This is a genomic window from Streptomyces coeruleorubidus, from assembly GCF_008705135.1.
Classification (GTDB): Bacteria; Actinomycetota; Actinomycetes; order Streptomycetales; family Streptomycetaceae; genus Streptomyces; species Streptomyces coeruleofuscus.
The window spans coordinates 1,244,726-1,267,961 of the sequence record NZ_CP023694.1; the positions used below are offsets into that span (position 1 = coordinate 1,244,726).

Below are 23,236 nucleotides of genomic sequence, written 5' to 3' on the forward strand. Positions count from 1 at the left end.
CCGGCCTCACTTCTCTCTCTGCTTCAGGACCTCGGCGAGACTCGGCGCCTCCCGGTCCCGCTGGGACATCGAGGTGACCGGCAGCGGCCAGGGAATGGCGAGCTCCGGGTCGTCGAAGGCGATCGTCACGTCCTCGGACGGATCGTGCGGGCGGTCGATCCGGTACGAGGTGTCGGCGGTGTCGGTGAGCGCCTGGAAGCCGTGCGCGCACCCCGCCGGGATGTACAGCGTCACCTGCGTCTCGCCGGACAGCTCGAAGAAGGCCCGGCCCCGGTACGTCGGCGAGTCTGCCCGCAGGTCCACGACGACGTCGAAGATCCTGCCGGACGAGCATCGCACGAGCTTGGCCTCGCCGGCGCCGGAGCGCAGGTGCAGGCCGCGCAGCACGCCCCGGACCGAGCGGGACAGGCTGTCCTGGACGAAGGCGTCCGGGTCGATGCCCACCGAGCGGACCAGGTCGGCGTCGAAGGTGCGGCAGAAGAAGCCGCGCTCGTCGGCGTACGGCGTCGGCTCGAAGAGGTACGCGCCGGCGATCTCCGGGACTCGGATCGCTTTCATGGAGCCTCCCGGTACACGAGGTCGGCCGCCGGGAACAGGGCCGAGGTCAAGGCGTCGAACTGATCCTGGAGTTGCCGGGCGGCCACCCGGTTCCGCTCGGCGAGGGTCCGCCGCAGCTCCGCCGACTTCCGCTCCAGCGCCCGGAACTGCTCCAGCAGCCGGTCGGCGTCGACCTCGCGCGCCGGGTGGCAGTACGCGCCGAGGCCCATCCGGTCCATGAGCGCGTCGCTCTTCGCCGCATAGCTGAGTGCGAGCGTCGGTGTGCCGGCCTTCAGCGCGCAGACCAGGTTGTGGTACCGGGTCGCGACCACGGCGTCGGCAGCCGCCGTCTCCTTCATCAGGTCGGCCAGCGAGGCCGCCTCGGCGGCGGTGACCAGCGGTGAGTCCACCGCGTCGAGGATCGCGGCGACCACCGGAGCATCGCACGCGTCGCCGGTGAGCAGCCGGACCGGCCTGCCGTCCTCCACCAGCGCGCGGACGAACCGGGTCGTCCCGTCGAGGTAGCGGCGGTGGATCTCCTCGGCCCGGGCGCGGTCGTCGTCGCCGCCGTGGAAGGCCATGACGCCGACGCAGACCGGGCCCGGCCGGCCCGAGGGCGCGCTCGCCGGCGGGGTCGGCAGGGCGAAGGCGAGGTCCGGGTAGACGTCGTCGCGCGTGGTGTCCACGCCCATCGCCCGCATCGCGTCGCGGGACTGGGTGTCCCGGTACGACCGGTACGTGGCCAGCCGCGCCGACCAGCGCACCAGGGCCCGGGTCGACCGGTTGCCGATCGCGGCGGCGCCGACGCCGACCAGCGCGACGCGGGTGCCGAACAGCCGGCCGGTCGCGCAGAGCAGGAACAGCGAGTAGGGGAAGCCCCACGGCCGCAGCGGCAGGGTGGCCTCCAGGACGCCCATGCCCGGCACGATCACCACGTCGTGCCGGCGCACCCAGGCGGCGGTGCGGACGGCGTCGACGAGTTTGCCCAGCCCCTTCCCCGCGATCGCGCCCGCACGCGACGCGGTCCGGTACTCCCCGCGGTACCAGTGCAGCCGCGTCGCGGGGATCCCGTACCGGACCGCGACGACCTCGGGTCCGCCGCACAGCGCGTCCACGACCGCCTCCGGGTGCTCGGCGCGGAGGTAGCCGAGCACGGCTTCGAGCGACCCGTCGTTGCCGAGGTTGCCGGAGCCGAGCAGGCCGAACACCCCCACCCGCACCGAGGTCATGTGCGCCTCCCCTCGCGGCCGGCGACCAGGGCGTCGACGGCGGCGGTGTGCCGTCCGGGGTCGACCGGGGCGCGGTCCTCGACCCGCTCGCCGGCGCCCGGCCGGATGCGGCTGGTCAGCCACGCGGCCAGGTGGCGGTGGCACGCGCGCCGTTCGGCCGGGGACAGCGGCGCCCGCCGGATCGCCGAGACGAAGCCCCAGACGTACTCGGCGAGCAGCCGGGGCGTCGGGTGCAGCGGGCCGGCCCGGCGCGGGTCCAGGTTGACGCACCGGGAGCGCTTGGAAGGGTTCGCCCGCTCGGCGCGGGTGGGGTGGTCGCGGCGGAAGTACAGCAGCTCCGGCACCTGGTGGAAGGGCCCGTGCAGGGCGATCTCGGCGACGAACGTGCGGTCGGCATGGTGGTAGCTGTCGTGCGGCTTCACCCGGCGCAGCACGTCGGCCCGCATCACCCCGTAGAAGTCGTCGCCGCCGGGCTCGAACAGCATGCTGCGGAAGCGCTCCGGGGCGTGCGGCGAGGCGGTGGCGAGCGTGTACTCGTACGGGACCTTCACCCGGCCGTCCTCGTCGATGACCGCCTGGTCGGCGTGCGCGAGGATCACGTCGGGCCGCTCGTCCAGCGCCGATACGCAGCGCCGCAGCAGGTCGCGGGCGTAGAGGTCGTCGTGCGAGGCCCACTTGAACAGCTCGCCGCGGCACTCGGTGAACACGTGGTTGTGGTTCGGTGCGGCGCCGATGTTCCGCGACAGGCGGATGTACCGGATGCGTGAGTCCCGGGCCGCGTACGTGCGGCAGATGTCCTGGGTCCCGTCGGTCGAGGCGTTGTCGGAGATGACCAGCTCGAAGTCCTCGTAGGTCTGGCCGAGGAGAGCGTCGAGCGACTCGGCCAGGTATTCCTCGCCGTTGTACACGGGCAGGCCGATGCTCAGCCTGGGTTGGGCGGTCATGAGGTCCTCACTTCGGGGATGGGGTTCTGGCGGTGTTCGCGCAGGGCGGTCCGCAGGTGCAGCCACCACACGGCCGAGCCGCAGGCGGTCGCGGCGGCGACGCCCCAGGCCGAGCCGACCGTGCCGGCGGCGACCGCCCCGCCGAGCCCGCCGCCGAGATAGCAGGCGGAGGCGAGCAGTTGGGCACGCAGACTGCGCCGGGCCGCGCCGAGCGCGCGCAGCCCGGCCGCCGCGCCCGTGCCGAGTCCGGCGCCCGCGACGCCGAGCGTGACCGGCACGATGAGCTCCGCGGCGGAGCTCCAGACGCCGCCGAGCACGAACGCGCCGAGGCGGTCCGGCACCAGCAGCAGCGCGCCGCCCCAGAGCAGCGCGGCGACGGCCTGTCCGCCGCCCAGCAGGAGGCAGAACGGGCCGAGGCGGTGCGGGGCCCGCCGCAGCACCCGTGCCGCCTCGGCGACGGTGACCAACGACAGCCCCATCAGCACCGCGAGGAACGGGCCGAGCAGGAGCTCCGCTCCCCGGATCACACCCACCGCGCCGACTCCGACGATCGCGCCGAGCCCGTAGGCCCGAAGCTGGCTCGCGCCGCTGTTGCTGACGTTCTCGACCAGGTACCGGTAGCCGAGGTCGCGGTGGGCGCGAAGCCACTCGCGTGCTCCGGTCGGACGGGGCCGGATGCCGGACTGGAAGCAGCCGCACGCGGCGGCCACCGCCGCGGATCCGCCCCAGGCGAGCACGAAGGCGGCCACACTGCCCACGCGCGCCGCCACCACCAGGGCGGGGACGAGCGCGACGCCCCACACGAGGTCGTTGACGAACGCCTTCCGCCCGGCGCCGGCGGCGAAGAACGCGAACCGCCAGGCGTCCTGCAACAGCAGCCCCGGCAGGACGACGCCGAGGCAGGCGAACGCGGGCCCCACACGGCCGCCGACGCCGACGCCGGCCACCAGACACGCCGCGCCGAGGGCGGCACCGACACCGAGCGCGGTACCCGACGACCGGGCCACCGCCCCGCGCCAGTCCGCGTCCGGCACGCCGCTGAAGCGCACCATGAGCGGGTCGGTGGTCAGTCCGCGGGAGACGTTGAGCACCACGCCGTAGGTCACCCAGGCGAGGCTGAACACGCCGAAGGCGGTCACGCCGAGCGAGCGGGCCACGTAGATGCCCACCGCGAAGTTGGACATGCTGGAGGCCGCCTGGTCGGCCAGTCCCCAGGACAGCCGGCCGGCGAGGGCCCGCCCGGCGTTCGCCGCCTTCGGTCTCGTCCTCTCCCCCTCGGTGGTCATCGGCGTCATGCCTTGATCAGTCCGGCGCCGTGCAGGGCGTCGGCCGCCGCGGCGACGGTGCCGAACGGCAGGCCGGACCGCTCGGCGACGTCCAGCAGACCGTGCTCGCCGTCGGAGAGGTTGAGCACCCAGAGCATGGCCATCTGGGCCTGCTGGGTGTCGCTGCGGCCGCCGAGCGCGTCGTACAACCCGCGCCGGCCCAACTGCGGTTCGCCGTAAGGGCTGAGGTTGACGTACCGGCGGTTGCGGTCGAGGACGGCGAACGCCTCGCGGCAGACGGCGAGCGTGTCCGTCATCGCCTCCGGGGAGACGAAGTCCAGGTTGTCCGCCGAGGTGTGGTACTCGGGGTAGCCGGCGTACGGGGTCCGGGTGAGCGAGCCCACGCCGAGATCGAACCCGGGTGAGCAGAACTGCCGCTCGTCGTAGCCGTACGGAGTGAACTCGGTGACGCGGTGCGGGCGTTCGGAGGCGGTCAGCACGTACCGCATCACCCGGTCGATCTCCGCGTCGCCGCGTCTGCTCCGCTTGTACGTCAGGTGCCCCGGGTCACCGGCGCAGGCCAGCACCAGGCCGTGCTTGACCCGTTCCACCCGCTCCGCGTTGCGCGCGAGCCAGGTGATCGCCCCGATGGTGCCGGGCGCGAAGATGAACCGGTAGGTGTAGTACGGCGTCTGCCGGGCCAGCGCCCGGGCCAGGAACGTCGCCACCGCGATGCCGGCCAGGTTGTCGTTGGCCAGCGACGGGTGGCAGACGTGGCAGGAGACGATCACCTCGTCGGGGACCTGGCCCGGGACCACGTGCTCGGCGTAGGTGAGGTGGCCGTCCGCGAGCGTGGAGTCGATGCGCACCTCGTACTCGCCGTCCGGCATCGCGTCCAGGGTGTCCTGGGCCAGGCAGAACCCCCATTCCGGCTTGTAGTAGCTGGTGCGGTACGGCACCCAGCCCGGGTGGTCCGGCAGGGTGTGCAGGTGTTCCCGCAGCTCGGCCAGCGGCATGGTCGCCGACACGGGCACGCTGTAGCCGAGCACGTGCAGGCTGGACTCGGCGAAGTCGACGATCCGCCGGCCGGTGGTGTCGGCGATGTACGCGTCGCGGATGTTCCACTCCTGCGGCACCGTCCAGTCGAGCACCTGGGTCCCGGTCGGTACCTCGTGCACGTGGAGCGGGATGTACTCGCCGACGATGTCCAGGGTGGCGCGCACCCCGTCGCCGGTGATGCTCCGGCACAGCGGGTACAGCCGCTCCACCAGCGCGTACATCTCCTCGCCGGTCTCGGTCACGGGCGCCACCGCAGGGTGTCGTCGACGGTGCCGGCGTCGGACGCCGCGCGCAGCACGGCCAGCCGGGTGAAGCGTCGCTCGAAGTCCTCCCGGGTCAGCCCGTGTTCCCGGTAGGCGTCGGCGAGTTCGAGCGCGCCCTGTTTCACCGTCCACTCGCAGTCGAAGCCGGGCACCGCCGCGCGGAACCGGGAGAAGTCCACCCGGTATGACCGCGGATCGGCCCCTGTCTCCCCCGTGATCACGACCTTCGCGCCGGACACCGCCTCGGCGACCTGCCCGGCGATCTCGGCGACCGTGACGTTGTTGATCTCGCTGCCGATGTTGAACGCCCGGTCGTGGACCGCTTCCCGCGGCGCCACCAGCGCGGCCGCGAAGGCCCGTGCGATGTCGGCTGCGTGCACCAGCGGGCGCCACGGGGTGCCGTCGGACAGCACCAGGACCTCGCCGGACAGGAGCGCGTGGCCCACCAGGTTGTTCAGCACGATGTCGGCGCGCAGCCGGGGCGAGTAGCCGAAGGCGGTGGCGTTGCGCATGAACACGGGGGTGAAGTCGCCGTCGGCCAGCGCGTGCAGGTCGTCCTCCACCCGCACCTTGGACTCGGCGTACGGCGTCACCGGGCGCAGCGGGGCGTCCTCGCCCACCAGGTCGTCGCCGCCGGCGGCGCCGTAGACCGAGCAGGTCGACGCGTAGAGGAAGCGTCGCACTCCGGCGTCGCGGGCCAGCCGGGCCAGCCGTACGGACGCGTGGTGGTTGATGTCGTAGGTGAGTTCCGGCGCCAGCGATCCCAGCGGGTCGTTGGACAGCGCGGCCAGGTGGATCACGGCGTCCACCCCGGCCACGTGGTCGGCCGTGACGTCGCGCAGGTCCACCCGGTGCCCCCGCGGGTCGGCGGGTGTCGGGCCGAGGACGCAGTCGGCGAACAGGCCGGCGTCGAGGCCGACGACCTCGTGTCCGGCGGCAGCGAGGACCGGGGCCATCACGGTGCCCAGGTATCCCTGGTGTCCGGTCAGCAGTACGCGCACGGTTCATCCCCCCAGATTGAGCGTGAGTTTGGTGACGGCGAACGCCTCGGCGTAGCGCGCGTGGCATTCGATGCCGCGGATCCGGGCCAGCCCGAGGAAGGCCTCCCGGTGGTACCAGGGCCGGTGCCGCTGCGAGGGGTAATGCTCCTGCAGCAGTTGCACCTTCCGTTCGGCGATCTCCGGCGGCAGCGGCTGGTAGGCCGCCATACGGCCGAGATCGCCGTCCCACTTGACGATCTCGTAGCCGAGGACGAGGTGGTCGCGGAACGCGGTCGGTATCAGCCGCGCCAGGCCGCGGTGGTCCTGGTGCGCGTCATCGGTACGTGGGGCGAGGACCAGATCCGGGTCGGTGCGCTCGCGCAGTTCCTCGACCGCGGCCTTGGCCTCTTCCCAGTGCGCGGGCAGCCGGCCGTCCGGCAGCTTGTGCACGGTCAGCCGCAGGTCGGCGCCCGGGCAGAAGGCGGCGAGCGCGGCCTGCTCCTCCTGCTCCCGCTCGCTGCCGCCGCCGGAGAGCACCAGCGCGTCGACGCGGACACCCGGCCGCGCGAGGCACAGAGTCAGCAGCGTGCCGCCGGCGCCGATGGCGATGTCGTCGCAGTGCGCGCCCACCGCGACGATCCGGTCCAGGCGCCCGGCCCCGAGCCGGATCACGCGCTCACCCCCGCGCCGTCCCGTTCCCACACGGCCCACGGGCGGTCGCCCCGGGCGTAGGCGTCGTCGAGCGCGGCCCGCTCCTTCACGGTGTCGGTCGGCTTCCAGAAGCCGCGGTGCTGGTGCGCCACCAGCCGTCCGCGCTTGGCCAGTTGGGCGCATCCGTCGGCGACCAGGTCGCCGTTCTCCGGGATGTGGTCGAAGACCTCCTGGCGGAGCACGAAGTAGCCGCCGTTCTCCCACAGCGGCAGTTCGCTCACCGCGGTGATGCCCCCCACCAGGCCGTCCTCGCCCAGGTCCACGCAGTGGAACGAGGACTGCGGCGGCACCACCATCATCGACGCGCCGGCGTCGCGCCGGGCGAACCGGTCGATCATCTCCGGCAGCGGGGCATCGGTGAGCACGTCGGCGTAGTTGGCCAGGAACATCTCGTCGCCGTCCAGGTGGTGGCGCACCCGGCGCAGCCGCTCCCCGATCGGTGACTCGATGCCGGTCTGCGCGAACGTGATCGTCCAGTCCGCGATGTCGGTGGACAGCAGCTCGGTCCGCCCGCCCCGCAGCACGAAGTCGTTGGACGTCGTCTCCTCGTAGTTGAGGAAGAAGTCCTTGATGTGGTGGGCCCCGTACCCGAGGCACAGGATGAACTCCGTGTGCCCGAAGTGCGCGTAGTAGCGCATGACGTGCCAGATCAGCGGTCGCGGGCCGACCATGGCCATCGGCTTGGGCACGTCGTCCGCGGCACCGCTCCGCATCCGCATCCCGTAACCGCCGCAGAACAGAACGACCTTCATGCCTTGACCTCGACAATGCTCAGTTCCGGTATGGGAAAGACCAGCCGACCGCCCCAGTCGTGCACGAAGGACAGCTGCTCGACCAGCTCGGCCCGCAGGTTCCACGGCAGGACGAGGACGTAGTCCGGTTTGTCGGCGGCGATCTGCTCGGGTGGCAGGATCGGGATGCGGGTGCCCGGGGTGAACCTGCCGTGCTTGTAGGGGTTGCGGTCGACCGTGTACGGGAGCAGGTCGGGCCGGATGCCACAGTGGTTGAGCAGGGTGTTGCCCTTGCCCGGGGCGCCGTAGCCGACGACCGTCTCGCCGCGCTCGGCCGCCTCGACGAGGAACCGCAGCAGGTCCCGGCGCACCTTGGCCACCCGGGCGGAGAACTCGGTGTACCCGGACAGCTCTTGCAGCCCGGCGGCCTTCTCCCGGTCCAGCACGTCGGCCACCCGCTGCGTCGGCTCGCCCGCCACCTCGGCCGGCCGGGCCCACAGCCGGATGGAACCGCCGTGCGTGGGCAGCAACTCGACGTCCACGAGCGTGAGTCCGCCGCTCGCAAGGGCCCGGGTCGCTGACGCGACCGTGTAGTACTGGAAGTGCTCGTGGTAGATCGTGTCGTACTGGTTCTCCTCGATCAGGGTCAGCAGGTGCTGCACCTCGACGGAGACCCAGCCGTCGTCGGCGACCAGGGCGCGCAGCCCCTGGGTGAACCCGACCACGTCGGGGATGTGCGCGTACACGTTGTTGGCGACGACCAGGTCCGCCGGGCCGTGTTGGGCGCGGACGGCCGAGCCGGTGTCCGGGCTCAGGAACTCCGTGAGCGTGGGCACGCCCGCCTCGCGCGCCGCGGCGCCGACGTTCACCGACGGCTCGATGCCGAGGCAGCGGATCCCCCGGTCCACCACGTGCTTCAGCAGGTATCCGTCGTTGCTCGCGACCTCGACCACGAAGGCGTCGGAGCCCTCGGTGTCGAGTCCCACCCGCTGTACGGCACCGTCGACGAACGTGCGCGCGTGTTCCACCCAGGAGGTCGAGTACGAGGAGAAGTACGCGTACTCCTTGAACGTCTCCTCCGGCGTGATCAGCGGCGGGATCTGCGCGAGCCAGCAGTCGGTGCAGACCCGCAGGTGCAGCGGGTACGCCGGCTCCGGCTCGTCCAGTTGGTCCGCGGCGAGAAAGCTCTCGCACGGCGGCGTCGCCCCCAGGTCGACGACGCTCGCCAGCGTCGCCGAGCCGCAGAGTCGGCATCGTGTCATCTACTGCCCCCCATTGATTCCGTCCCCCGCTGATTCCGTCCGTCCCGCGATCGCGGTGCGGTACTCCTCCACCAGGCGCTCCAGCCCGACGGCCGGGCTGAACCCCTGCTCGTAGCGGCGCCGGGCCGCCTGGCCCATCTCCCGGTTGCGGGCCGGCCCGGCCGCGATCCGGCGTATGCGGGACGCGAGCGAGGCGGGCTCGCCCGGCCGGTGCAGCAGCCCGGTCACGCCGTCCTCGACGAGTTCGACGAAGGCGCCGTGACCGGCGGCGACGACCGGGACCCCCGCCGCCATCGCCTCCACGACGACCAGGCCGAACGCCTCCAGCCACGTCGAGGGGGCCACCACGGCGACCGACCGCGCGATGGCCTGACGGCACTGGGCCGGGTCGTACAGGCCGACGTAGCGCACGTCGTCCCGGCCCGCCGCCCAGGCGGTCACCTCCGGCTCCAGTGGCCCCGCGCCGGCGATCACGAGTGGTACGCCCACGCCGCCGCTCGCCGCGATCTCGTCCCACGCGGCCATGAGCAGCCGTACGCCCTTGGCCTCCGCGAGTCGGCCGAGATAGAGCACGTGCTCGCCGGGGCCCGTTCGGCAGGCGCCCGGGTCGGGCACGAAGTTGTGCTTCACCGCCAGCCGCTCGGCCGGCATGCCGGACCGCACCAGCACGTCGCGCTGCGCCGCGGAGATGCAGAGGAACCGCTCCACGCCGGACCACCACCGCCGCCGGTTGACCGACAGGCTGACCGCGAGCGGCACCGTCGCCAGCCGGGAGCCGCGGTAGCAGCCGTGCCGGACGGCGGGCAGCGGGGCCGACCCGACGCACTCGGTGCACGGCCGGCCGTCCCGCTGAAGCGTGCCGGGCGGGCAGACCTGGGTGTAGTTGTGCAGCGTGGCGACGGCGGGCACGCCGGCGTCGGCGCAAGCGGCCAGCACGGCGGGCGACAGGAGCGGGAAGACGTTGTGGACGTGGACCACGTCCGGTCGCTCGCTGCGGAGCCGGGCGGCGAGTTCCGCGCGGACCACCGGGTTCCACGGCACCAGGAGTGGCACCGCCGCCTTGGCGAGGAGGGACCGGGCGGCGATGTCGTCACTGCGCCGCTCGAACACCTCGACCCGGTGGCCGGCCCCGCGCAGCAGCTCCACCTCCTGGTCGACGACCCTGTTCTCCCCGCTCGGCTGCGCCGAGGCGTAGCGGTTGTGCACCACCAGGACGTGCATGCTCAGGTCACCTCCGATCTCCGGGCCGGCACGGGATGCGTGGTCGAGGGACTTCGGGCGTCGAGAGGAGCGGCCGGAGCAGGTGCCGCGAGCAGCGAGGCGGCAACCGCCAGGTGCAGCAGATACGGTGAGGCGTCGCCGAGGCCGGCCTCGGTGTACGACGCGATCGCGCAGTAGCTGATCAGGAAGATCGCGCAGGCCCTCGACAGCGACGGCGGCCGCAGCAACGCGACGCCACCCAGCACGATGATGATCGCCGCCACCAAGGCGACTCCGGTCAGACCCTGCTCGTGGTAGACGGCCAGCCAGCTGTTGTCGATCGGCAGCCCGCCGAACGACTTGTCGCCCAGACCCACGCCCAGCACCTGCTCCGTGGTCGTCCGGGGCGCCGCCAGCAGCGCGTCCCAGACCTTGGCCCGGCCGGTGAGGCTGGTGAAGTGCTCCTGGCTCTGTCCGCGCAGGAACCAGGCCTGGAGCGCGGAGGCGAACCCCACCGCGGCCACCCCGGCGCACAGCACCGCCCAGGTGAAGAACCGGCGGGCGGCGGCGCTGGTCAGCACGAGCGAGCCGATCGCCAACGCCAGTCCGATGAGCAGGCCGAGCGTGGCCGTCCGGGTGTGGGTCAACGCGAGCAGGACGAGTGACGGCACGATGACCAGCGCCGCGCCGGCCCTGTCGGTCCGGCGGCCCAGCACGAGCAGCACGGTGAGCCCGGTGATCACCGCGGCGTACTGTCCGATCTGCGGCGGGGTGAGCGGCCACAACGCGCCGACCAGCCGCCCGCCGTAGAGCTCGGGCAGAGCCGCGCCCGGTGAGATGACCAGGCCGGCGGCCACCGACCCGAGCACCGCGAAGTACATCCGGATGTGGTGCCGGACGAACGTCGTGCCGCCGTCCCACCAGCGGCTGAGCAGCCACAGCGTGCCGACGAAGAGAGCCAGCCGGGCGCAGCGGAACAGCGCGCCGAACCCGGACTCCAGGTGCGCGCTGGAGATCACGCTCGGCACCAGCAGCAGGGTGAGCAGGAACAGGAAGGCGCCGGCTCGCAGGCGCAGCCGGAGATTGACCGCGAGCGCCAGCGCGAACGCGGCGACCAGCGCGCCCATGGTGACCATCTGGATGAGGGAGCGGGGCAGCGGGACGATGGTCTTCGCCCCGGCGGAGCCGAGCGTGTTGAGGACCAGCAGCCCCCAGACGATCCCGACGGTCTTCGGTGTGGTGGTGGTGCGGTCACGGTCCATCTCAACCACCGGCCCGTTCCGCGAAGGTGCTGCCCGCGTCCTGCTGGTACGGCGGGCCCTGCCAATGCCCTGGGTCGAGCACCTGGCTCGGGTCCTGGACGACGAACTTCCACGGTCCCCGGTAGACGTTGTCGTGCCAGCGGTTGTGCTGCTCGTGGGTGATCGCCTCGGCCACCCGCTTGCCCTTGTACGGCGACCAGTCGGGGTAGGTGCCGTAGTTGGCCAGTACCGCCATGCGGTCGCACTTCGCCGTGCACTTGACGACGGACTTGTCCAGCACGAAGCGGTTGTCGTGGATGTCCACCCGCTGGGTCTTCCACCGGCAGTCGGCGTAGAGGGGTGGCTCGGCGATCGCCGGGTTCGCACAGCGGTCGGTGTCGCGTACCAGCAAAGTGCAGTCACCGGACGAGGTGTTGGCCGGGCTGTTGCAGAACCGGTCGGCGTTTTCCCACAGGGTGATCCCGGACCAGTTGTCCTCCAGCACGTTCCGGTAGACCTCGATCTTGTCCGTGCGGGCTCGGATCCGTGGTTCGCCACCGGACTCGGACAGGTAGACGGTCGCGAACGGGAAGTTGTCGCCGCGGTCGGCCTGCCTGCGGCCCTCGACCCAGTTGTTCCGCCGGATCGTGTTGTTCCGGATGACGGCGTTGTAGCTGGTCTCGTAGATCAGCGCGGCACCGTCGTTGGCCTCGACCACGTTGTTCTCGATGCGGAAGTCGTTGTTGTTGGTGTCCGCCCACAACCCGGTTCCGCGATTGCCGTGCACCCAGTTGCCGCGCACGTCGGCCCCGTTGACGGCCCAGAACTTCACGCCTCCGGTGCAGCCGCAGCCCTTCCGCCGCCGCTCCCAGTCGCCGGTGTTGTTGCCCGTGATCTCGTTGCCCTCGACCACCAGACCGCTGATACGGCCTGTGGCCTTGTACGCGTTCATGCCGTACTGACCGTTGCCGCGCAGACAGCTTGCGCGGACCCGCTGGCGGGCACCGGCCATCAGCCCGGCGCCGGAGTTGTTCTGGATCGTGGCATGCTCGATCACCCACCCGTCGGCCGAGTCGTGGTTGACCACACCCTCGTCATGCGGCGCGACGAAACGCTGCACGGTCAGGTGGCGGATGGTGACGTCGCGGGCGCTACCGCCGAACGCGTACTGGTTGGTCTTCCGGCCGTCGAGCACCGCGCCCGGGGCGCCGAGGTAGCGGTTCCCCTGTTTGGGGATGACCTGGGCGTAGCGGTCCGGGTCGAGCCTGTGCTTGCCCGGTCGAAGCCAGAACGTGGTGTTCGGGGGGTTGTTCCTGGTCTTCGCCGCCAGGTCACCGACCACCGCGGGGTCGACCGTCACCGCGCCCGCCGGCGCCTTCACCGGCCCGGCCGCGGGCTTGGCGCACACCCGCGCCACGGGCGTGGACGACGGCGCGGCGGTCGGCTTCGCCCGGGCGTCCGCAGTGCTCGTGTCCGTGCCCGTGCTCTCACAGCCGGTCACCGCCGGCAGGGCCAGCGCCAGCGGTGCCGCCGCCCACGCCCAGTACCGCCTCTTGATCCCCACCCGCCCCCCTAGCCGCGGAACCTGAGTTCGGTGGTGAACCCTTGCGTGCCGTCGGCGAAGCCCGTGCCGACCAGCGTGGTGGTGGGTTCCTTGCGCCCGAATCCGGCGGAGTACCAGCCCAGTGGCGGGCCGGTCTCGCCGCGATGCGCCCGCCAGGACAACTGCCCGGGCAGGTCGAGCACCGCGGAGCACCCCTCGCCGTCCCGGACCCAGGTGAGCACCGCCCGGTTCCCCACCAGATCCGCGGCGATCGCCGGGCCGAGGTGGAACGCCAGGCGTACGTCCCGGCTCGGGCCGCGCACCTCGTCGACCACCCTCAGCTCCCGGCTCGCGGCCGTCAGCTCCACCCGGCGGCGGTGCACGGAGCGCTGGTAACCGTCGTGCTCGGCACACCAGCGGGCCACCCCCTCGCCGGAGGTGTCCACGGCCAGGACGCGGCTCCTGGCATGCCGGAGCCACAGGAACGGGCCGCCGGAGACGGACTGGTCGCTGCCGTTCAACTGCAGCGTGTTGTGCCCGAGGGTCGACCGGAAGTACTGCCGCCATTCGGGCTGCCCGTGGTAGCAGTACGTCCCCGGGTCGGCGAGCACGTCGACCCCGTCGTGCCGGACCTCCACGGACAGCGCGTCCGCGTGGGCGTGCGCGGCGATGGACAGGAAGCCGTGCGGGCCACCGTCGCAGCGGCACCAGATCTCCTCCGGGCCGCGCAGGATGGTGAGCCCCGCGTCCGCGAAGTGCGCCGGCCGGCTTGCCGGGCGGGTCGCGGCGGGTTCGGTGGGTTCGATGAGCGCGGCGAGCAGCGGGGTGCGCACATCGGTACCGGTCACCTCCGGCCACCACGCGAGCCGGCCGAACACGGCGTCCCCGGTGGCCAGCAGCGAGCCCCAGCGGTCGGTGCCCGCGCCGTCCACGACCAGACCGTGTCCGTCGTCCGCGTCCCCCTGGCGCGGCGGCCGCAGGCGGCTGTCCACGATGGCCGCGAGCGCGTCGGTCATCCGCAGCAGCACCAGCCGGATCGACGCGGGAACCGGCACGCCGGCGGCATCCGCCTCGGCCACCGCGGCCAGGCCGAGCTCCAGTACCAGTCCGTGATACTCGGTGGCCAGCTCGCGGTTGAGACCGGAGTCGAAGGTGTTGCCTCGCAGATGCCGCTCCAGCGAGCGCAGCGCGTCGGCCCGCCAGCGCGCCGAGGAAGGGAACCACCCGAACGCGCAGGCCGCCGCCAACTGCCCGGCCGCCTCGGCGATGACGTGGTTGTTCGCCGAAGATCCCCGGCTGGGGAAGGCGGCCAGCCAGCGCTGGTGGTGCCAGATCTGGTTCAGCGCGACCGGGTTGCCCTCGAACAGCCCGGCCGCGCCCGGCCAGCCGTCGAGCAGCCGGCGGATCCATACCCAGGACAGCAGCCGGATGCCCAGCTCGATGCCGCTGATCCAGTGCACCCCGCGCAGCGGCGCGTTGGCGGCCCACCACGACCGCAGGTGCTCGGCCACTCGCTCGGCGTACCGCTCGTTGCCGGTGATCGCGTAGGCGGCGGCGAGCTGGGTCAGGTACTGATGCCGGGACAGCTCCCAGATCTGCTTGATGTCCCCGACCGCCTCCTCGTCCCGGTACGGCACGTCGAAGGCGTAGCCCCACGGAGCCCGGCGCCCGGTCTTCGGGTCGCACCACCAGTCCGGATCGGCCAGGTCGTCGCGGACCACCCCGAAGTACTCGGCGTGCCCGTACATCAGCCGGTCCGCCTCGGCGATGAGACGTTTCGCGGCGTCCGGAGGTATCGCGGCGATCGTCCCGGCGGGCAGTACGGCGGTGAACCGGGCGCCGGTCACGCTCGGGCAGGCCGGCCGCGCCGACCGCCACCACCGCCTGCGCACCGCGTCGACCGCCCGGCCGCCGACCTCCCGCGGTCCCATGCGGGACAGCCGCCGCAGGTACCAGCCCGCGCTCATGGTCATCGCGACCTCGCCAGCGTCACCGGCGCACCGCCCGCCAGGCCGGCCTGCACGGCGAGCGTGGCCGCCGTGGTGGCGACCAGCGACTGGAGCGGCACCGGCATCGGCCCGCCCGTCCGCACGGCCTTGACGAAGGCGGCCAGTTCGGCGGACTGGCCCTTGTCCCGGGCCTTGGGCAGCCGCGAACTGACCCACCGCTTGGAGCCGTACACCGACGCACGGACGAAGTCGTCGAGCCGCAGCGCACGGCCGTCCGCGACCAGGTCCAGCGTCTCCTTGGGGAAGCCGGCCGGGCCGGTGGTGACGTAGCTGATGGTGGCGGTGGACCCGTCCGGGTAGCGCAGGACGACCTGGAGGTCCTCGTTGCCGGACGTGGCGACCGCGTACACCGATACCGGGTCGGCATCGAGCAGCCAGCTCGCCGTGTCGATGAAGTGTCCGCCCTCGCCGGCGAACCGGGAGCCCTCCGCGCCTTGTTGGAGGTACCAGCTGCCATGTTGCAGCCGGCCCGCGTTGACCAGGTAGCGGAGGTTCGCCGGACCCGTCCGGGTGCCGAAGCGCTGCCGGGCCTCCCGCAGCAGTGGCGAGAACCGGCGGTTGAAGCCGACCTGCAACCGGTCGTTGCCGGACTCCTCCACCGCCGCGAGCACGCCGGCCAGCTCGTCCTCGGTGAGAGCCAGGGGCTTCTCCACGAACACGGTCTTGCCGGCGAGGAGTGCCCGCCGGGTCAGTTCGGCGTGCGAGCTGTGCCGGGTGACGACGAAGACCGCGTCGATGGACTTGTCGCCGAGCACGGCGTCGAGGTCGGTGGTCGCCTCGGCGAAGCCGAACTTACGCTGGGCGTTGGCCGCGGACAGCGCCGTCGTGGTGACGACCGTGGACAACTCGACGCCGTCGCGCTGGGCGAGGTGCGGCAGCAGCATGGACGTCGCATAGTTCCCGGCGCCGACGAACGCCAGCCGTACGGGCGTCCTGGCGGCCCGGGCCGGGCTCCGCTGCACGTTCACCGTAGGCACGGCCACCGCCGGGGCCTCTGCCTGCGCCGTGTGGTCCGGGTAGCGGAACAGTACGGCCACGGCCTTCAAGTCGCCGTCCTTCAGGCGCTGGTACGTCTCGACGGCATCGTCGAATTCGGCGACGTGGGAGATCAAGGGCTCCACGTCGACGCTGCCGCGGGCGAGGAGATCGAGGAAGCACGCCAGGTTGCGGCGCTCGGTCCAGCGCACGTAGCCGATCGGGTAGTCCCGCCCCTCCAGCTCGTACTCCGGGTCGTAGCGCCCGGGTCCGTACGACCGGGAGAAGCGGACGTCGAGTTCCTTCTCGTAGTACGCGTTCCACGGCAGGTCCAGGCGGCACTTGCCGATGTCGACGACCCGGCCGCGGTCCCGGCAGAGCCGCGCGGCCAGCTCCACGGGCTGGTTGCTGCCGCCGCCTGCGGCCAGGTACACCTGGTCCACGCCGTGCCCGCCGGTGAGTTCGGCGACGGCGGACTCCACGGCCGCGGACGCCGGATCGCCGGCGGCCTGGGCGCCCAGGCGCTCGGCGAGCTCGCAGCGCGCCGGGTCGGGGTCGGCGCCGACGACGCGGACTCCCGAGGCGGCCAGGAGCTGCACCACCAACTGCCCGATCAGCCCGAGGCCGATGACGAGTGCCACCTCACCGAGCTGCGGTTCGCCCTGGCGAACGCCCTGCAACGCGATCGACCCGACGGTGCCGAAGGCCGCGTGCGGCGGCGCGAGGCCGTCCGGCACCCGGGCGTAGAGGTTCTTCGGCACCCAGTTCAGCTCGGCGTGCAGCGCGTGCTCGTTGCCGGCGCAGGCCACGAGGTCGCCCACCTTCACGTCGTCGATCCCGGCGCCGACCTGCTCGACCACCCCGCACAGCGAGTAGCCCAGCGGCGTGTAGGAGTCCAGCTTGCCCATCACTTTGCGGTAGGTGGCGGGCACCCCGTTGGTGGCCACGCTCTGCATGACCTTGGCCACCTGGTCCGGGCGGGAGCGGGCCTTGCCCAGCATCGACATGCCGGCCTCGGACACCTTCATGAGCTCGGTCCCGGTGGAGATCAGCGAGAAGGCGCTGCGGACCAGCACACCACCCGGCTTGCATCCCGGCACCGGCACGTCGAGCACCGCCAGCTCGCCGCTCTTGTAGTTCTGTACAACCTGCTTCACCCGAACTCCTCTGATTTCCTAAGCCGTTGACCGAGTGCTCTGGCCGGACCCAGAGGTCGCGTCGCGATACCAGTACTCGAGGGTCAGCACATGCCACAGATGCTTGGAGAAGTCCCGCTGCCCAGCGGCGTCCTCGGCGACCATCCGCGCCAGCGCCTCGCGGCGCAGCAACCCGGAACGCACGAGCTCGCCGTCGTGCACCACCTCGCGTACCAGCGGTGCCAGATCCCGGCTCATCCAGGCGCGCAGCGGGGCACTGAACAGGCCCTTGGGCCGGTACACGATCTCCCGGGGCAGGACCGAGACGGCCGCCTCCTTGAGGACGGCCTTCCCCTGTCGTCCGACGATCTTGCGATCGCCGGGTACGGCGAACGCCGCCCTGACCACCTCGACGTCCACGTACGGCACCCGCACCTCGGTCGACGCGGCCATGCTCGACCGGTCCGTGTACGTGAGGTTCAGGCCCGGCAGGAACATCCGGGCGTCGGTCAGGCACATGCGGTTGACGAAATCGTCGAGGTCGTTGTCCTGGTAGGTGTCCGCATGCTCGGTCAGTACGTCCTCGACCGTCCCGGCCAGGTCCGGGGCGACGAGGGCGAGCAACTCGTCCTGGTCGTACATGGTGTAGCTGCGCCGGAACGCGGTCTCCTCCGGCAGATCGGCGAACGAGAGGAACCGCTTCGCGAAGCGCACCGACCGGTACCCCCGGCGGGCCGTGGCGACCGGCAGCCGGTCCACGGCGGTGAACAGGCCGCGCCGCAGGGGCCGCGGGACGCGCTGGTAGCGCAGCGCGAGCAGGTTGGCCAGGTGCTTGCGGTACCCGGCGAACAGCTCGTCGGCACCCATCCCGGAGAGCATCACCTTCACTCCGGCCTCCCGGGCGGCCGAGCAGATCAGGAACGTGTTGATCGCGGCGGGGTCGCCGATCGGCTCGTCCAGGTGGTACGTCATCCGCGGCAGCAGGTCGAGCACGTTCGGGGCGATCTCGATCTCGTGCAGGTCGACGCCGAACCGCCGGGCCACCTGCCGGGCGTAGCGCAGGTCGTCCGGCATCGCCTCGAACTTGGCGTCCTCGGCGCGGAATCCGATCGTGTAGGCGGAGATCCCGGGACGGTGGCGGGCCGCGAGGGCGGTCAGGTAGCTGGAGTCGAGGCCGCCGGAGAGGAAGGTCGCCACGGGTACGTCGGAGAGCAGGTGGCGCCGGGTCGACTCCTCGACGATGGCGGCCAGGTCCGGCCGCTCGCCGGCCCGGGCCCGCTCCCGGCCCTCGGCCGCGACGTCCTTCAGGTTCCAGAACCGGCCGCGCTCCACCCGGCCGTCGGGCCGGCATCTCAGCCAGCTCCCCGGCGGCAGCTTCTCCGCCTCGCGGAACGCGCAGCGCGAGTCCGGCACCCAGTAGTACAGCAGCGAGGCCACCAGCGCCGCGTGGTCGACCTCCAGCTTCCCGCCGGTCGCGGCGGCGAGCGCCTTGAGCTCGGAGGCGAAAGCCAGGCCCGTGCCGCGCCGGAGCAGGAACAGCGGCTTGATGCCCAACTGGTCGCGGGCGAGCACCAGTTCACCGGTGCGCTCGTCGAAGATCCCGAACGCGAACATGCCGCGCAGCCGGGGCAGGCAGTCCGTGCCCCAGCGCCGCCAGGCCTCCAGCAGCACCTCGGTGTCGGAGGTGCCGCGGAAGCGCGCCCCGGTGGCTGCCAGTTCGGCCCGCAGCTCGGGCGCGTTGTACAGCTCGCCGTTGTACGTCAGGGCGAGGCCGTCGGAGACCATCGGCTGGGCGCCGGTCTCGGACAGGTCGATGATGGCCAGCCGGCGGTGCCCGAGCTGCACTTCGCCGTCACCGACGGGGTGGCCGTAGCGGCCCGCCCCGTCCGGACCGCGGTGGGCGAGGGTTTCGGTGAGCCGGTCGGTCACGGCCTTCCCGTCCGGCCATCGGTAAGTGCCTGCGATGCCACACATGTCCTACCGCGCCTCCTGGTCGTCGTCCGGGACCCGTGCGGCCCACAGCGGCTGCCGTTCCGTCCGCACCGGGCCCTCCCCCACTGCCTGAACGGCGTGGGAGGTACCCCCACCGTTCTGCCCGGCCGGCCGCTCGCTCCGGCCGCGTGGCGCGGTGTGCGGCCCGTCCCACAGCGTGCCGTCGGTCCGGTCACGCGGATCGGGGTCGATCAGCACCACCCCGATCACCGGAATGCGCTGGTCCGCCAGTTGTCGCGCCACGGTGTGCAGCCATGCGGCGCTGCCGTGCCCGGCACGCACGACGAGCACGGTCCGGGCGCCGAGGTACCGGAGGTCGGTCCAGGCCGTGCCGGGCGCCACCGATCCGACGCCGATCCGGCGTTCCTGAGGAGACACACCCGCGGCAGGCTCGCCGCTGACCACGGTGGGGTCGCCCGGCTTCGGGCGGCGGTTCGCGAGCTGAGGTCCCGGCAGACCGTCGATGACGGCCACCGGCCCCTCCGCCGCCATCGCCCCGGCGAGGTCCAGGGCCAGCGCGCTCGTGCCGCGCGCACAGCCCAGTTCCAGCAGTGACAGCGGTTCCGCGGAGCCACGCACGGTGCGGGCCAGGGTCCGGGTGAGCCTCATCCGTGCCGCTCGGGTCCGTCGGCGCTGCCACAGCCTGCCCGACCGGCGGGGCAGCTCCGCGATGACCGAGGCGCCCAGGTTCGCCGCGATGTCCCGGCGCAGCACGGGGCGGTCCGCCACCACCGTGCCGACCGCGGCCAGCGCGAGCCCGAGGACGAGCCCGAGGACGAGTCCGATCGCGGCGTTGGTGGCGGCGGCCCTGGGCAGGGAGTGCCGCACCGCACGCGGGGCGTCCACGATCTGCGTGCCGGAGATGACCTGCGGCGTGCCGGTGCGCGCCTCCGCGGCGCGCTGGTCGAAGTCGGCGATCCGCGAGTTGAGTTCGGCCCGGCGGGCGAAGAGTGACTCCGTGCTCGCCGACGCTTTCGGGTCGCTCTCCGCCGATCGGTCTCCGATCGCGTTGTTGACCTGGGCGAGCTCGTCCCGCATGCGGTCACGCTGGTCGAGCAGGGCCTGGGACTCGGCCTTCGCGGTTTCCCGCATCCGCCGCACATGGTCCGCGACGAACGCGTCGGCCAGCGCCCTGGCCCGGGCCACCGCTTGCGCGTCGCTGTCACCTGTCACATCGATCCGCAGCAGGTTGTTGGTCAAGCCGGTGGCCCGGTAGTCCCGCATGAAGTCCTCGGGGTCTTCCCGGGAGTTGAGGGCCTCCAGGGCCTTGCCGGCGATCCGTGTGGTCCCCAGCAGCTCGACGTCGGTGCGGATCAGCGTTCCGGTGTCGTTCGGCTGGTCCTCCCGATGCGCGACCAGCACCTTGGTCACCGCCGTCGGCGGCGGCGGCATCAGGACCGCCACCGCCGCGCCGGCCAGCAGTCCCAGCAGCGCCATCGCGCACCAGAGGCGGCGGCGCCTGCGCACCGCCACCACCAGCGCCTGGAGGTCGAAGAGCGGAGCGGCTGCCGACGACTCCGACGTCGTGCTCGTCGTCACAGTGAACCTCCCGTCGCCTGGCCGCGAACCGCGAGCGCGGGAGTGGCGTCATCCGGAGGCCGGCCGGCGGACCTCGTCGGACGGATCCGGACCGTGCCGGCGACGACGACGCCGACGACCTCATGCCTGCCGTCCGCACACGCCTCGGCGATGCCCGCGAGCTCCTCCGCGGTCCGGCTGCCCGCGCTGATGACGACCAGGGCACCGGACTCCGTGTCGCGGTCCGGCACGATCGGCCGGTCCACCGAGACCTCCACCACCCGCAGCAGCGGATCGCCATCGGCCTCGGCGACGAGCTGTCCGGCGGCCCGGCGGGCGGTCTCGTCGCCGTCCGGTACGACGACCAGCAGCCGCCCGGGGGCCGGTGTCCGGTCCCGGAGGCGAGCGCACACCCGCCGGTAGCGGATCCGTCTGCCGGCCTCGTCGCCGGAGCCCGGCGGCGTCGGCAGGTCCCACCGGGTGTCGAGACCGAGGAGGCGGCGGATCCGGGCCCGTGGGACGCGGTCTTCCGGCCGGTGCGCGCCGCTTTGTTCCTCGGGCACGTCGACGGTGCCCAGCAGCGCCGAGCCCAGCGCCGCGGCGATCTCCGGTTCGGTGCGCAGCCGGCGATTCGTCCGTGCGGCGGCCAGATGGCCGATGACCGCGAGCAGGAACAACGACAGCGCCCCGGCGACGATGAGCTGCGTCCTCGTCGGCGGTGCCTCGCCGGTCGGCCGGGCCGCCGGCCCCATGACGACCATGCCGGCCTTGCTGGTCGCCGGGTCGGCCTCGTCCAGCTTCGTCATGGCCTGTTCCAGCGAGGTGCGCAGCTTCTCGAGCGCGGTGCGGCCCTGCACGCTCTCCACTGTCTGCCCCGGACCGGCCGCGTTGGCCAGGTCGGTGATGCGGCGGTTGGTCTCCTCGACCTTCTTCCGCAGCGCCTCGGGCTCCGTGGCCACTTCCGCGTCGGTGCCGCCGCCCGCGATCCGCGCGGCGAACTCGACGAACTGCCGGGCCACTTGGTCGGAGAGCCGCTGCGCGCGCTCCGGGGTGTCGGCCGTACCGGAGATCTTGATGAGGTTCCCGTCGGCGGCCTCGGCGGTCACTCGATCCCGCAGCTCGGCGCCGCTGACGCCCGTCCAGCCGATCGTGGCGGCCGCGCGGTCGACCACCGTCGAACTGGTCGCGACGTCCACCTGGGTCAGCAGTTCACGCTCTTCCCACTGCCCCGGCAGCAGTACGGATGCCGACGTCGTGTACCGCGGCGGAAACACCAGCGAGGTGCCGTAGCCGAAGAGCGCGCCCACCACGGCGAGGACGGCGAGAAGCCGCCGGCGCCGGCGGAGAATCCGCCCGATGGTGGCCAGGCGTATGGTGTCCTCGCTCAACGACGCGGCCTCTTCTCTGTGCGGACCGGGTCGCCCGCCGACACCGGGGTGTCGTCACGGCAGGCGGCGGCGTAGGCGGCGAGCAGCGACGCTTGCGAGTTCCGCCAGGAGAGCGGCCCGCTGATCCGCTCCTGGCCGGTCCTGCCCATCCTGGCCCGCTGTTCCGGGTCGTCGAGGAGCAGCGCGATGAGTCGCGCGAACTCGGTCTCGTCGTTGGCGGGCGCGTAGACGGCGGCGTCACCGGCGGAGACTCGCGCCTCCCGGAGGTCGAAGGAGACGATCGGCCGGCCCATCGCCATGTACTCCAGGACCTTGTTCATGGTCGACACGTCGTTGAGCGGATTGCGCGGGTCGGGGGAAAGGCACACGTCCGCGGTGGACAGGTAGCGCACCAGGTCGGCGTCCGGGATCCGCCCGGTGAACTGCACCTGCTCCGACAGCCCGAGCCGCCGGGACAGCTCCACCATCGCGTCGAAGGCGTCGCCGGAGCCGACGAACACCGCGTGCCAGTCGGTCCGCCCCAGCTCGTCGCGCAGCTTCGCGAGGGCCCGCAGGGCGTAGTCGACGCCGTCCTGAGGGCCCATGACACCGAGGTAGCACAGCAGATGAGGCTTGCCGCGCTTCAACTCCGGCTCCGGCGGCACCGGTTGGAACCGGTCGATCTGGGGTGCGCTGCGCACCACGAAGACGTCCTCCGGCCGTCGGCCGCCGCGGCGCACCGCGACGTCGCGGTAGCTCTCGTTCGTGGCGAGCACGATGTCCGCGGCCCGGTAGGTCCGGCGTTCCAGCGCGCACACGGCGCGGTAGAGCAGATCCTCGCCGCGGTCGAACCGGGAGAGGTACAGCTCGGGTACCAGGTCGTGCTGGTCGAAGACGAACCGCGCGCCGCGCCTCTTCAGCCACAGTGCCGGCAGGAACAGCAGGTCGGGCGGGTTGCAGGCGTGGACCACGTCGACCGGGCCGACCTTGCGGGCCAGCCGGGCCGTGTGCCACAACGCCGATCCGTACTCCCGCAGGTAGCCGGCCGGTCCTCCGGTGGCCGCGCGCAACGGGTAGCGGTGGATCCGCACCCCGTCGATCTCCGCCTCCGGCTCCGTGTCCCGCTTGCTCCCCTGGGGACAGATGACGTGCACCGTCCAGCCCGCGTCGCGCAGCGTCGTGCACTCCTGCCACACCCGCCGGTCGAAGGGCACCGACAGGTTCTCCACCAGGATCAGCGCGCGCCGGGCAGGCCGGTCGCCGCCGGCCATGCC

At 72.5% G+C, this 23,236-nt stretch carries 18 protein-coding genes; all 18 read right to left on the reverse strand.

The genetic code is table 11. The features are described 5' to 3' along the window. Positions 1-6: 6 nt before the first annotated feature. The 18 genes from rfbC to CP976_RS05730 are packed head-to-tail and all read right to left on the reverse strand — an operon-like array spanning position 7 to position 23,233. The gene (gene rfbC, locus CP976_RS05645) at positions 7-558 is read right to left on the reverse strand and encodes a dTDP-4-dehydrorhamnose 3,5-epimerase (RefSeq protein ID WP_150479315.1); all 552 of its coding nucleotides are present in this window, start codon (positions 556-558) and stop codon (positions 7-9) included. After that, positions 555-1,766 (reverse strand): polysaccharide pyruvyl transferase family protein, encoded by a 1,212-nt coding sequence (locus CP976_RS05650; RefSeq protein WP_150479316.1) that lies wholly within the window; start codon positions 1,764-1,766, stop codon positions 555-557. Before CP976_RS05650 ends, rfbC begins: the two co-directional genes overlap by 4 nt. Continuing rightward, the gene (locus CP976_RS05655; RefSeq protein WP_150479317.1) at positions 1,763-2,710 is read right to left on the reverse strand and encodes a glycosyltransferase family 2 protein; all 948 of its coding nucleotides are present in this window, start codon (positions 2,708-2,710) and stop codon (positions 1,763-1,765) included. Before CP976_RS05655 ends, CP976_RS05650 begins: the two co-directional genes overlap by 4 nt. Further along, complete coding sequence (locus CP976_RS05660) at positions 2,707-3,996, reverse strand: MATE family efflux transporter (RefSeq protein WP_150485242.1); 1,290 nt, start codon at positions 3,994-3,996, stop codon at positions 2,707-2,709. The genes CP976_RS05655 and CP976_RS05660 overlap by 4 nt, the downstream gene beginning before the upstream one ends. 5 nt (positions 3,997-4,001) lie before the next feature. Next, positions 4,002-5,285 carry a DUF4910 domain-containing protein gene (locus CP976_RS05665; protein WP_150479318.1) on the reverse strand — a complete coding sequence of 428 codons (1,284 nt, stop codon included), beginning with the start codon at positions 5,283-5,285 and terminating at the stop codon, positions 4,002-4,004. Then, positions 5,273-6,298: an NAD-dependent epimerase/dehydratase family protein gene (locus CP976_RS05670; protein WP_150479319.1), complete on the reverse strand. Its 1,026-nt coding sequence runs from the start codon at positions 6,296-6,298 to the stop codon at positions 5,273-5,275. The genes CP976_RS05665 and CP976_RS05670 overlap by 13 nt, the downstream gene beginning before the upstream one ends. A 3-nt stretch (positions 6,299-6,301) precedes the next feature. After that, positions 6,302-6,949 (reverse strand): PIG-L deacetylase family protein, encoded by a 648-nt coding sequence (locus CP976_RS05675; RefSeq protein ID WP_150479320.1) that lies wholly within the window; start codon positions 6,947-6,949, stop codon positions 6,302-6,304. Continuing rightward, positions 6,946-7,740 (reverse strand): glycosyltransferase family protein, encoded by a 795-nt coding sequence (locus CP976_RS05680; RefSeq protein WP_086599795.1) that lies wholly within the window; start codon positions 7,738-7,740, stop codon positions 6,946-6,948. The genes CP976_RS05675 and CP976_RS05680 overlap by 4 nt, the downstream gene beginning before the upstream one ends. Continuing rightward, positions 7,737-8,981, reverse strand: a complete 1,245-nt coding sequence (locus CP976_RS05685; protein ID WP_150479321.1) for a class I SAM-dependent methyltransferase — start codon at positions 8,979-8,981, stop codon at positions 7,737-7,739. The genes CP976_RS05680 and CP976_RS05685 overlap by 4 nt, the downstream gene beginning before the upstream one ends. Then, the gene (locus tag CP976_RS05690) at positions 8,982-10,202 is read right to left on the reverse strand and encodes a glycosyltransferase (RefSeq protein WP_150479322.1); all 1,221 of its coding nucleotides are present in this window, start codon (positions 10,200-10,202) and stop codon (positions 8,982-8,984) included. Between the two features lie 2 nt (positions 10,203-10,204). Continuing rightward, positions 10,205-11,443: an O-antigen ligase domain-containing protein gene (locus CP976_RS05695; RefSeq protein ID WP_150479323.1), complete on the reverse strand. Its 1,239-nt coding sequence runs from the start codon at positions 11,441-11,443 to the stop codon at positions 10,205-10,207. Between the two features lies 1 nt (position 11,444). Next, on the reverse strand, positions 11,445-12,986 hold the full coding sequence (locus CP976_RS05700) for a right-handed parallel beta-helix repeat-containing protein (protein WP_150479324.1): 1,542 nt from the start codon (positions 12,984-12,986) through the stop codon (positions 11,445-11,447). Between the two features lie 8 nt (positions 12,987-12,994). Continuing rightward, on the reverse strand, positions 12,995-14,938 hold the full coding sequence (locus tag CP976_RS05705) for a heparinase II/III family protein (RefSeq protein WP_150479325.1): 1,944 nt from the start codon (positions 14,936-14,938) through the stop codon (positions 12,995-12,997). Then, positions 14,935-17,106 carry a bi-domain-containing oxidoreductase gene (locus CP976_RS05710; RefSeq protein ID WP_150479326.1) on the reverse strand — a complete coding sequence of 724 codons (2,172 nt, stop codon included), beginning with the start codon at positions 17,104-17,106 and terminating at the stop codon, positions 14,935-14,937. The genes CP976_RS05705 and CP976_RS05710 overlap by 4 nt, the downstream gene beginning before the upstream one ends. 18 nt (positions 17,107-17,124) lie before the next feature. Further along, on the reverse strand, positions 17,125-19,059 hold the full coding sequence (gene asnB / locus CP976_RS05715; protein WP_150479327.1) for an asparagine synthase (glutamine-hydrolyzing): 1,935 nt from the start codon (positions 19,057-19,059) through the stop codon (positions 17,125-17,127). A gap of 3 nt (positions 19,060-19,062) precedes the next feature. After that, on the reverse strand, positions 19,063-20,616 hold the full coding sequence (locus CP976_RS05720) for a Wzz/FepE/Etk N-terminal domain-containing protein (RefSeq protein ID WP_150479328.1): 1,554 nt from the start codon (positions 20,614-20,616) through the stop codon (positions 19,063-19,065). Further along, on the reverse strand, positions 20,613-21,983 hold the full coding sequence (locus CP976_RS05725; RefSeq protein ID WP_150479329.1) for a Wzz/FepE/Etk N-terminal domain-containing protein: 1,371 nt from the start codon (positions 21,981-21,983) through the stop codon (positions 20,613-20,615). Before CP976_RS05725 ends, CP976_RS05720 begins: the two co-directional genes overlap by 4 nt. Then, positions 21,980-23,233, reverse strand: coding sequence for a glycosyltransferase family 4 protein (locus CP976_RS05730; RefSeq protein WP_150479330.1), 1,254 nt, complete (start codon positions 23,231-23,233; stop codon positions 21,980-21,982). Before CP976_RS05730 ends, CP976_RS05725 begins: the two co-directional genes overlap by 4 nt. Between the last annotated feature and the right edge of the window lie 3 nt (positions 23,234-23,236).

What these genes read in the sequence shown, in the direction of transcription:
- CP976_RS05655 (WP_150479317.1), bottom strand. Translation starts at nt 2,710, where the DNA reads ATGACCGCCCAACCCAGGCTGAGCATCGGCCTGCCCGTGTACAACGGC.
- CP976_RS05680 (WP_086599795.1), bottom strand. Translation starts at nt 7,740, where the DNA reads ATGAAGGTCGTTCTGTTCTGCGGCGGTTACGGGATGCGGATGCGGAGC.
- CP976_RS05690 (WP_150479322.1), bottom strand. Translation starts at nt 10,202, where the DNA reads ATGCACGTCCTGGTGGTGCACAACCGCTACGCCTCGGCGCAGCCGAGC.
- CP976_RS05650 (WP_150479316.1), bottom strand. Translation starts at nt 1,766, where the DNA reads ATGACCTCGGTGCGGGTGGGGGTGTTCGGCCTGCTCGGCTCCGGCAAC.
- CP976_RS05730 (WP_150479330.1), bottom strand. Translation starts at nt 23,233, where the DNA reads ATGGCCGGCGGCGACCGGCCTGCCCGGCGCGCGCTGATCCTGGTGGAG.
- CP976_RS05695 (WP_150479323.1), bottom strand. Translation starts at nt 11,443, where the DNA reads ATGGACCGTGACCGCACCACCACCACACCGAAGACCGTCGGGATCGTC.
- asnB (WP_150479327.1), bottom strand. Translation starts at nt 19,059, where the DNA reads ATGTGTGGCATCGCAGGCACTTACCGATGGCCGGACGGGAAGGCCGTG.
- CP976_RS05660 (WP_150485242.1), bottom strand. Translation starts at nt 3,996, where the DNA reads ATGACCACCGAGGGGGAGAGGACGAGACCGAAGGCGGCGAACGCCGGG.
- CP976_RS05705 (WP_150479325.1), bottom strand. Translation starts at nt 14,938, where the DNA reads ATGACCATGAGCGCGGGCTGGTACCTGCGGCGGCTGTCCCGCATGGGA.
- rfbC (WP_150479315.1), bottom strand. Translation starts at nt 558, where the DNA reads ATGAAAGCGATCCGAGTCCCGGAGATCGCCGGCGCGTACCTCTTCGAG.
- CP976_RS05685 (WP_150479321.1), bottom strand. Translation starts at nt 8,981, where the DNA reads ATGACACGATGCCGACTCTGCGGCTCGGCGACGCTGGCGAGCGTCGTC.